At 35.1% G+C, this 10171-nt stretch carries 9 protein-coding genes and 1 pseudogene; 1 reads left to right on the top strand and 9 read right to left on the bottom strand.

The annotated features are described in order from the left end of the window. The 9 genes and pseudogenes from V7161_RS21625 to V7161_RS21585 form a co-directional block, all read right to left on the bottom strand. A pseudogene (locus tag V7161_RS21625) lies at positions 1-187 on the bottom strand (EpsG family protein); the annotation flags it as partial. 32 nt (positions 188-219) lie between these two features. After that, positions 220-1104 (bottom strand): glycosyltransferase family 2 protein, encoded by an 885-nt coding sequence (locus V7161_RS21620; RefSeq protein ID WP_335714934.1) that lies wholly within the window; start codon positions 1102-1104, stop codon positions 220-222. Between the two features lie 3 nt (positions 1105-1107). Continuing rightward, positions 1108-2214 carry a glycosyltransferase family 1 protein gene (locus V7161_RS21615; RefSeq protein ID WP_335714933.1) on the bottom strand — a complete coding sequence of 369 codons (1107 nt, stop codon included), beginning with the start codon at positions 2212-2214 and terminating at the stop codon, positions 1108-1110. Then, the gene (locus V7161_RS21610; RefSeq protein ID WP_335714935.1) at positions 2199-3356 is read right to left on the bottom strand and encodes a glycosyltransferase family 4 protein; all 1158 of its coding nucleotides are present in this window, start codon (positions 3354-3356) and stop codon (positions 2199-2201) included. Before V7161_RS21610 ends, V7161_RS21615 begins: the two co-directional genes overlap by 16 nt. 11 nt (positions 3357-3367) lie before the next feature. Beyond that, on the bottom strand, positions 3368-4255 hold the full coding sequence (gene galU / locus V7161_RS21605) for a UTP--glucose-1-phosphate uridylyltransferase GalU (RefSeq protein ID WP_335714932.1): 888 nt from the start codon (positions 4253-4255) through the stop codon (positions 3368-3370). 99 nt (positions 4256-4354) lie between these two features. Then, positions 4355-6181, bottom strand: a complete 1827-nt coding sequence (locus V7161_RS21600; protein WP_335714931.1) for a polysaccharide biosynthesis protein — start codon at positions 6179-6181, stop codon at positions 4355-4357. Between the two features lie 465 nt (positions 6182-6646). Beyond that, entirely contained in the window at positions 6647-6925 is a 279-nt protein-coding gene (locus V7161_RS21595) for a CpsB/CapC family capsule biosynthesis tyrosine phosphatase (RefSeq protein ID WP_335714930.1), read from the bottom strand. Between the two features lie 371 nt (positions 6926-7296). Further along, on the bottom strand, positions 7297-8001 hold the full coding sequence (locus V7161_RS21590; protein WP_335714929.1) for a CpsD/CapB family tyrosine-protein kinase: 705 nt from the start codon (positions 7999-8001) through the stop codon (positions 7297-7299). Then, positions 7991-8740: a YveK family protein gene (locus V7161_RS21585; RefSeq protein ID WP_335714928.1), complete on the bottom strand. Its 750-nt coding sequence runs from the start codon at positions 8738-8740 to the stop codon at positions 7991-7993. The genes V7161_RS21590 and V7161_RS21585 overlap by 11 nt, the downstream gene beginning before the upstream one ends. Positions 8741-9103: 363 nt before the next feature. Between V7161_RS21585 and V7161_RS21580 the strand changes: the two genes are divergently transcribed. Continuing rightward, positions 9104-10081 carry an LCP family protein gene (locus V7161_RS21580; RefSeq protein ID WP_335714927.1) on the top strand — a complete coding sequence of 326 codons (978 nt, stop codon included), beginning with the start codon at positions 9104-9106 and terminating at the stop codon, positions 10079-10081. The last annotated feature ends 90 nt before the right edge of the window (positions 10082-10171 follow it).

Below are 10171 nucleotides of genomic sequence, written 5' to 3'. Positions count from 1 at the left end.
CACCAATATTATTCCTTAGACCAGAAACTAAAACCAAAACTACTATTGAAAAAAATGTTAAGGTTTTATTAGGTTCCAATAAAAACAAATCAGTTCCATTTATTACAAATGTTCGAGAACGCGAGAAAACTCTCGCTCCAAAACATAATAAAAATACTATTGAGAGCGTAAACCAAAAAATAGTCATAATAAATCCTTCCATTAAATACAAAAGTTACTTTATTTTCTATTCGTACTTAACCTTATATATGAATGAAGTAGTATTCCAAAAGGCAACGCTAAAACCGTTAAAGTTTTCATCGGCGAATCAGCAATAATCCTTCGTTCTTTTAAGAATAAATAACTAGAAACATAGTGTATAGCCTGTCTAAATTTAAACCTTGTGTTTCCAAAAGGCATTTTCATCAATTCTTTTCTATAGAAAATAAAACCTTGGGGATTTTTCCTATATTGATTAAACATATTTCTTGATGAGCCATCAGGTAAATATTCAACACAGCAAATGGTTTTATTCATTAGTAACATTTCAAACTGTTGATCAAGCATATAATACTTGTACGCTAATCCAACATACTTTTCATTTTTAAATATAGGATAAGGAAATTTTTTTGTTAATTCTGTACGATAAACAAGCTTTTTATCCCCTGTTACCCCGTATTTATTATATAAATCGAATAAAGTAGAGGTTTTCAAATTTTCAGGAAGTCTTGTTCCAATAATTCTTCCATCCGTATAAGAATCCAAAGCAATTATTCCGCTAACCTTATTGCTTCCATGTTTTTTCCAAAAAACTAAAATGTTTTCAACCGCATCATCCGGCATATAGTCATCTGAATCAATACATACATTCAATTCCGTATCTATCAATTCATAAGCAGAATTATGCGCACCATGCATGCCCTGATTTTTTTGATAGTGATATTTAATAGGAATCTTATTCTCTACAATCCATTTTTCGACGAGCTCTTTTGTATTATCCGTTGAGCCATCATCAATAATTAACCAAATAAAATCCTTACTAGTTTGGCGAACAAGACTCTCATAACATTTATCGAGACAATATGCTCGATTATAGGTAGGTGTAAAAACAGTAAGCTGCAGCATATTTCACCCCGATACTTTCAGATAATATTCTTGTATAAATGAGGCTGTCTTTTCTATGTCGTATCCTTTTTCTATGAAGATACGTTTTGATATTTTACGGTTATTGTTAAATGAAAAATTTGTAATTTTGTTTACCCAAGTTGAAACATCATTGATAGGCAAATAGTCAATTAGACCAAGACCTAAATCAACATCTTTAGTAATATTTTCAGATATTAAACACGGAAGGCCAGAAGCCTGAACCTCAACTAATGTAACCGGTAGGCCTTCATGAAATGAAGGAAAAATAAATAAATCGAATGCTTGTACTACTTTCTCCACATCACTTCTAATTCCCAAAAACCTTACCTTGTTATCAAGTCCATAGTCATGAACCTTTTTTTCAATCTTTTTCTTAAGTTCGCCATCACCAACTAAAACAAGTATTGAATTAGGTTCTTTATGATTGAATTCCTTGAAAACTTCAATAATGAACTCATGGTTTTTTTGCTCAAAAAATCTCCCTACATGGCCTAATACAACAGTATTATCGTCCACTTTTAAATGTTCTCTTATTTCTTTTCTAATACTAGGCTTATAGGAGAATTTATTAAATTCAATACCATTGTTTAAAATTTTTGCTTGATTTGATCTATTATCAAACAACCAAGTAGCAGCCGCATTAGAACAGGCAAGTAAACTGTTTGCACTAGATTTTATGAAACTAGATGCATAATTTTTATATATTCTAGCTGCACGCCCACCTTCGCTGCTTGTATTATGACTATGGGCTATTCTTACAGGTATACCCGCTTTTTTTGCTGCCCTAAGGACTAGACCGCTCATTTTATCCAGATGGGAATGAACTATTTTATATTCATAGTGCATATTAAAGAATTCATTAAGAGCTCTAGTATAACCAAAGTGACCAACATCAGAGATATATGGAATCCGATGTATTTTCCCGCCTAATTCCAGTATTTCTTTATCAAAAACGCCTTCTTTACAGGTTAAAAAATCAAATTGAACCTTGGAGCGGTCAATGTTCCGATATAAATTCATGATGAGTGTTTCAGCACCACCGCGGTTCATATTGACTACGACGTGCAAAACTCTTACGATATCTTCCATTCTTTCCCCTCCAGTTCATTCATTTTTGTAAAATAAATTTTCGTTAATTCTTTTTGCACCTTTTGAATGGAATAGGAATTTTCAACTATCTTGCGCCCTGACTTTCCTAGTGTAATTTTCAGCGCTTCATTTTGTGCTAATTCCTTGATTTTATCTGCCATACTATCGATATCCTCATGACCAATGATCCAACCGTTCACATTATTTTGAACTAGCTCTTTATGTCCTCTATTTTCAACACCGACAACCGGTAAACTACAAGCCATTGCCTCCATAATATTTACCGGTAATCCTTCACGCAGGCTGGATGCAACTGCGATATCACAGATTGGAATTATATCTTCAAGGTCTTTTCTAAATCCAAGGAAGTCTACCATCTTGGCCACTCCAAGATCCTGTGCAAGCTTTTTGCAATCATCTAAGAGTGGTCCTTCTCCAGCTAATAATAACCTGGCACCCGGCACCTGATCTTTTATTCTTGAAAGTGCTTTGATGAGCATTTGCTGGTTTTTATTCTTATTAAACATTGCTGCATAAAACATTAAAAAGTCTTTATTTTGATATCCTAATTTTTCACGAAGTTTCTTCTTACTTATTTCATCAATGGGTTTAAAGCGTTCAATATCAACACCGACACCATGAACATGTTCAATCTTCTTAGCACTAAAATGATGTCTTACTGCACGGTAATAGTCTTCCTTATTGATAGTTATGAGACAATCAGTAATAGTAGAAAGTCCTCTTTCAATTGGGTAATAAAGCAGCCAATTAATAAATGGCGCACCTTTGCAAAAATGAAAACCGTGCGCAGTATAAAAAACTTTTGCACCTTTTTTTCTTGCACCCATTGCAGCCAGCCTTGCTAGAACTCCCCCTACTGGAGTGTGACAATGGATAATATCATATTCATTTTTATCGATAATTCTTTTTAACTTTTTATAGGCACCAATATTTTTTACGCTGAAGGGTGACCGTTGAATAGGGAGATTATATTTTTGATCCGTGAAGGGAAGTTTAATATTCCCGCTAGCAGCAACATGAACTTCCCAGCCTTGTTCTTGAAACCATTTCATAAAGGGCAAGTGAAACGCCTTAAAGTGGAAATCAACTGTTGCACAAAATAACACCTTTTTTTTCATTATCAACACCCGCGTTAGTTACTTTTCGCTAATTCTCTTTCCATTACTTCAGAAAGGTAATTTAATATATCGTTCTTTACATCATCATGCTGAAGAGCAAATTCAATGGTCGTTTTCACAAACCCAATTTTTTCTCCAACATCATAACGCTGACCTTCAAAATCATAGGCAAATACTCTTTGAATTTGATTAAGGTGCTGGATTGCATCTGTCAATTGAATCTCTCCTCCAGCACCGGTTTGTTGTTTATCCAAGAACATAAAAATTTCTGGTGTTAAGATATACCTGCCCATAATCGCTAGATTTGATGGCGCAGTTCCAGGCTTTGGCTTCTCTACAAAATTGTTAACCTGGTAACGACGACCGTTTTGAAGGGAAGGATCAATAATACCGTATCGGTGTGTTTCTTCATTTGGAACGGTTTGGACACCAATTACAGATGAATGCGTTCCTTCATATATATTAATCAACTGTCTAAGGCACGGTGTATCACTTTGAACAATATCATCACCTAATAAAACGGCAAATGGTTCGTCACCGATAAAGTTACGTGCACACCATACTGCATGTCCAAGTCCTTTTGGCTCTTTCTGACGAATATAATGGATATCTGCTAGGTTTGTAGAATATTGGACCTTTTCCAGTATCTCTAATTTCCCTTTTTCCATCAGGTTTTGCTCTAGTTCCGGTGCAAAGTCAAAGTGATCTTCAATTGCCCGTTTCCCCTTACCGGTAACAATAATAATATCCTCAATCCCAGAAGCAATTGCTTCTTCCACAATGTATTGAATCGTTGGTTTATCTACAATTGGAAGCATTTCCTTTGGCATTGCTTTTGTTGCAGGAAGAAATCTTGTTCCTAATCCTGCAGCTGGAATAATCGCTTTCCTTACTTTTTTCACTTTTATATCACCTATCTTTTATAATTGTAATAAATGTAATATTACACTACAGACAAAAAATGTTCGAACTGGTCGAACATTTTTATTAGTTTAATTAATTTAGTTTGCTACTGCCATCTTCTTGGAATGATCAAACTTGTTATTTGCTACGGCTATTAAAGTATCATGAAGTTCTTGTGCTGACATATCTAATAGACTATTAATTAATTCACTGAGTAATTCGGCATCCATAACATTTGCTTTTCCGATATGAATCTTAGGAAAAATACTTTCAGGATGAACTTCATTTTCATTAAGGAGTTCCTCGAACATTTTCTCACCTGGACGAATTCCTGCAAAATGAATACCGATCTCTTCTACTGTAAAACCTGAAAGTTTAATTAAATTCTTTGCTAGATCAACAATTTTAACTGGCTCACCCATATCTAGGACAAATACTTCTCCGCCCCTTGCAAGTGCTCCAGACTGAATGACAAGACGTGATGCTTCTGGAATGGTCATAAAGTAGCGAGTCATATCTGGATGTGTAACTGTAACAGGGCCACCGGATTGGATTTGTTTTTTAAATAGAGGAATAACACTGCCGCGGCTGCCAAGCACATTCCCAAACCGAACAGCAACAAATTTAGTATTACTAGTTTGGGCTAGGCTTTGAATAACCATTTCGGCAAAGCGTTTTGTTGAACCCATTATATTTGTAGGATTTACAGCTTTATCGGAAGAGATAAGAACAAACGTGTTAACACCAAATGTTTCCGCTGCTTCCGCCACATTTTTGGTGCCAAAAACATTGTTCTTCACTGCTTCCTTAGGGTTGTATTCCATTAGCGGCACATGTTTATGTGCTGCTGCATGATAAACAACATGCGGATTATGTTCTTCCATTAACTCAAATATTCTAGCACGGTCCTGGATATCAGCGATTACTGGAACAATCTCAAATTGTGTTTTATATTTCCTTCGTAACTCCATATCAATTTGATAAATACTGTTCTCACCATGTCCTACCAATACGATTTTGCTAGGATTGAAATTGCTTATTTGCCGGCAAATTTCTGATCCGATAGAACCTCCGGCCCCAGTAACTAGGACTGCTTTCCCAGAAACATAATCAGAGATACTATTAATATCTAATTCTACCGGTTCTCTTCCTAATAAATCCTCCACCTGAACTTCACGGAACTGATTAACAGAAATCCGTCCAGTCATTAAGTCCTCAAGCTTTGGAATAATTTGCGTTTTCGCTTTAGTCTTGGCACATTCTTCAAAAATACGATTTAATTCTTTTTTTGTTAATGAGGGAATGGCGATGACGATGTTTTCAATTTGATATTTTTCTACAGTCTGAGGGATGTGACTTGAATTCCCCACAACCGGTATTCCCATAATATCCAAGCGATACTTTCTTGGATCATCATCAATAAACGCGACCGGCTTTAAATCAAACTCATGATTGTTAAGCATTTGACGGGCAACCATTGTTCCTCCGGAACCTGCACCGATGATTAACGTCCTTTTTATACTCTCTTGCTTAACGATGTAATTATCACGAAACATCCTCCACGAGAACCTAGAACCCCCAATGAATAACACATGTAGCATCCAGGTAATCATCAATGCCCTGACATACATGTTATGAAAAACAGCCTCTTGCATAATCGCCGTAACTGCAATGGTGAAAGTCACTGCTTTTACGATTGCAATAAGTTCCCCTACACTCGCATACTGCCAAGCTTTATTATATAGTTTATAAATAGAAGCAAATAAATGGTGGCTGATTAATAAAGTAATCGCGGTAACTAATAGCATTGGAATTTTAAAAATTTGCAATTCTGGATTGAGTGTAAAATAGCTTATGTAGACTGCTGTTAGAACAATGATTGAATCTAAGACCGCAAGCGTCGTTAACCTTTTTCCATATGTCACCTGTTCATTCCCCCTTTACTTATCTATTTAATCAGTATTTCACTTTACTAAATTAAAGAATGTTAGCAAAAAAATAAATATCTAATGGAATTGCAAGTGCTTTCACACTTATTCTTTCATTAGATATTTATTATGTATTTGGGCATCTAACCCGTCCTCACATCACACTTTTGACGACTCGCGTCTAAGGAGGAAAGTCCCTTCCTCCCACAGTGTGACCGAGTGCCCCCATGGATAACGGACAGGGAACCTCGCCGGTCAGGCTGTTCACCCGACATAAGATGGTGATATTTGTGAATTTCCACCGACTTAATACCTAAAATGATTTTAAAATTTTTTTCTTTTTAATTCGTCCCGGCACTTTTTTATAGACATGCTTACCATCAATAGCAAGTGCAGCATTCTCTTCAAATAAATGAACCATTTCGGCACCAAACTTGGCCTCAACTATTGAATAAGTTACTTTCAGTAGGTATGTATATATGTTGATGCATTATGAGCATCAGAAGCGATGAAATGAGTTAGATTAGACTCTACTAATTGAAGAGAGAATTTTTTGATTTGTTTACCTAAAGCACCTTGAATACTTGCAGCAGCAACTTGAGTTAGCGCCCCATTTTTCACAAGTTTATACAGAAGATCAGGTTGCTCAATTAGCCGGCGTATTTTTTCTGGATGTACAATTATCGGGATTATACCTTTGATATGAAGTTCAAAAAATAGCTTTTCTACATAGTGCGGCACACGGTTAACTGTAAACTCAACTTATAAATATTGGGTATTATTTATTGGAAGGATTTCCTTTAAATCAACCCCTTTGACTAAATCTCATAGATTCGGCACTTGTCCCGGAAGGACAGTAAGGTCTATTTTTACTCTTAATAACACTTCGTTAAACTCTTCCACTTTATCAAAAATTCTCTGATTCTGATTTCCAAATTGATTATTTAATCAGAAAAATCTTTTGGCCCGTCAATACCATCAGGCAATATATGACTATGTACATCTATCAATAGTCCCGCCCTTTTTCCATTAAAGCGTCAAAATCCTATAACCTTTTTAATAGTAACACTGTCGAAATACTTGGTAAAGGGAGGGAAATTGTCGAATTATTGTTATCTAGTACCGTAGTAATAATAATAGTTACTTTTTGTTGCTTCTTGATGGTTTAGCACTACCCCAATAAGCTTGCTCTTTGCATTTTCAAGCAACTCTTTTCCTTTTTTTGCCTGATCAATTTCTGTTTTTCCGCTAAAAACAACAAGAATGGATCCATCACATTGATTTGCCAGAATTTGCGGATCAGCAACTGCAAGTAACGGAGGTGTATCAAATAAAACGATGTCAAATTCATTCTTTGCATCTTCAATAAATTTTTCCATAGATTTTGAACTTAATAACTCAGCGGGGTTAGGCGGAATTGGTCCACTAGTTAATATATACAAGTTTTCTTCATCCGTTTCTTCTATTGTTTTCAATAAAGTAGATTGTTTCGTTAGAACCGTTGTAAATCCAGTCGTATTATTTGTATCAAAAGTATAGTGAACGGTTGGCCTGCGAAGGTCAGCATCGACAATCAGTACCTTTTTTCCTTGCTGAGCGAAAACAACCGCTAAATTAGCTATTGTAGTTGACTTCCCTTCTGCAGGGCCGGATGATGTAACCATAATTGCTTTTAACTCTTGGTCTACAGAAGAGTATTGAATGTTCGTTCTGATAGTCCGATATTGTTCTGAAATCGGTGACTTCGGATCGAAACTTGCCACTAGCTTTCTGCTATTATTCGAACTATTTGATATCTTATTTTTCTTAAGAGCCAAGACTTTCACTCCTTACCATTTGCTTCTTAGCTGCTCTCCTAGCCTTCATTTCTTCCATTTTAATGTCATCGATGATCGCGACATTCCCAAGAACAGTAACACCCAATTCTCTTTCAATGTCCTGCTCACTCTTTATCGTGCTATCAAAATAATCTAGTAAGAAAGCAATACCAATACCAGCTACCAAACCAATTACCAACGCAATTGCAATATTTCTAACAGGATTGGGTTCAACAGGCCATGGATTTACGGTAGCCTTATCTAGGATATTTACATTATCCACTTTCATTATCTTTACTATTTCCTTTTGAAACACCTCTGCCGTTGTGTTGGCAATTTCAGCAGCTAGTTTAGCGTTCGCATCCTTCACTACTATTGTAACTACTTGAGAATTCTGAGATTTTACAATTTCGATTTGTCCATTTAATTGGCCAGCTGTAATACCAGCATCAATTTTCTGCGCTACTTCGTTAAGTATTCGTGAGCTTTTTATGATCTCGTTATAGGTGTCAATTAATTGGATGTTTGCTTGAACTTGTACATCACTAGAATTGAGTGTCGTTTGATTATCTTTCGTTTGGTTAATCAGAAGCTTTGTCGAGGATTGGTAAATTGGTGTTAAGTAAAAATAAGTGATTAATGCACTTATAATTCCAGCTAAAACAGTAATTGAAATGATTAACAATAACCGTTTTTTTAGGGTTTGCAGTAGTTCTTTTAAATTAATTGCGTCTTCCATAGTTTCCTCCCATTATGTACATACAAAACGTAATATATTATACCATAAAATGTCGTTTTTTGCATTTATATGACAAATATTAAATCTCCTTTTCTATTAAACACCATTTTGTAATAAATTTGAAGGAAAAATAAGTAATTAGCAATAATTTCCTGTGTTTTTTAGGACTAATTAAAAACCTAGAATAATTNNAATAATTGATTAAGTTTTCTTAAATAATACTTCACTTTTCTACAAAATTAGACATTTTTCCAGTGTTTTCACTTGAAAGAAATATCCAAAAATAGTAAAATGCATTTATGTATTTTTTTAATTTACCCATTTCTATTTAAATAGCTAAATATTTCTTCATTGGGGGAAAGTATGAAAAATAAACGTAAATGGAAAGTCATTGGCATTAGTTTTTTAGGAATGATATTGATAGGACTGGCCGCTTTCGGCTACGAATATTATAAATTGCAACCAAAAAATCACTTTACAACTGTTCCAGTTGTTAGTACAGGAAATAAATCAGAAAAAAAATCACTATCCGAACAAGTAGAAATAAAAGAGCCGATATTCAACTTGTTGTTAATTGGTTCTGACCAAAGGAAAGGTCAAAATGTTGGCCATTCTGACTCTATGGTACTTATTCACGTTGATTTAAATAACCATAAATACCATGCCGTTAGTATACCGCGGGATACTCGTGTTCATTTAGAGGGCTACGGATACACTAAACTAACAAGTGTCCAATATATCATGCAGGCAACCAAGGGACCTCAAAAAGGTGTGGAAGCTGCGGTTAGTGCTGTAAGTGAATTTATGGGGATTCCTATTAACTATTATGTAGAGACAAATTACTGGGGATTTCAAGCAATGGTAGATGCATTAGGCGGAATTGAAATGAATGTCCCATTTGATGTAAAATTAACACATCCGTGGTATCAGGAAAATCTCAATAAAGTCATTAGTGCTGGCACCCACTCTTTTGATGGCAAAATGGTAACGGAAGTTGTTCACGAACGTTACTCTCTTGGAAATGGTGAGTACGGCCGTCAACAGTTGCAAGAGGAAGCACTAAAGGGTATTGCTAAAAAGGCTCTTGACCCTGGCAATATTACCAAATTGCCTTCATTAGTGAAATCCATACCTGAATTTATTTTAGCAACCAATATGTCGACTTCGGATATGTTAAGCCTTGGACTATCTGCTAAGGATTTTGATCCAGAAAAACAATTAGTATATTCACAGATGCCTGGCCAAGGTAAAAAACTTTATGATGATATCCTTAAAGCACATAACTATCAATTAGTTATTGATCAAGAAAGAATAAAAGATATATCATCCAATTTTCAATAGTTTGTTTAAACAATTAAATATATAAGGACATTCAGCTGTACCAGAAAAGGACTAACACCTTTACTGATACAGCTTTTTTTAATTCTATAT

The sequence above is a fragment of the Neobacillus drentensis genome, assembly GCF_036965425.1.
In the GTDB taxonomy this organism is placed as follows: Bacteria; Bacillota; Bacilli; order Bacillales; family Cytobacillaceae; genus Neobacillus; species Neobacillus drentensis_F.
This window is presented reverse-complemented; position numbering and strand designations above follow the sequence as displayed.

Bases quoted from the DNA above. Each gene is read 5' to 3' on its own strand.
- V7161_RS21615 (WP_335714933.1), bottom strand. From the start codon at position 2,214: ATGGAAGATATCGTAAGAGTTTTGCACGTCGTAGTCAATATGAACCGC.
- V7161_RS21580 (WP_335714927.1), top strand. From the start codon at position 9,104: ATGAAAAATAAACGTAAATGGAAAGTCATTGGCATTAGTTTTTTAGGA.
- V7161_RS21585 (WP_335714928.1), bottom strand. From the start codon at position 8,740: ATGGAAGACGCAATTAATTTAAAAGAACTACTGCAAACCCTAAAAAAA.
- V7161_RS21620 (WP_335714934.1), bottom strand. From the start codon at position 1,104: ATGCTGCAGCTTACTGTTTTTACACCTACCTATAATCGAGCATATTGT.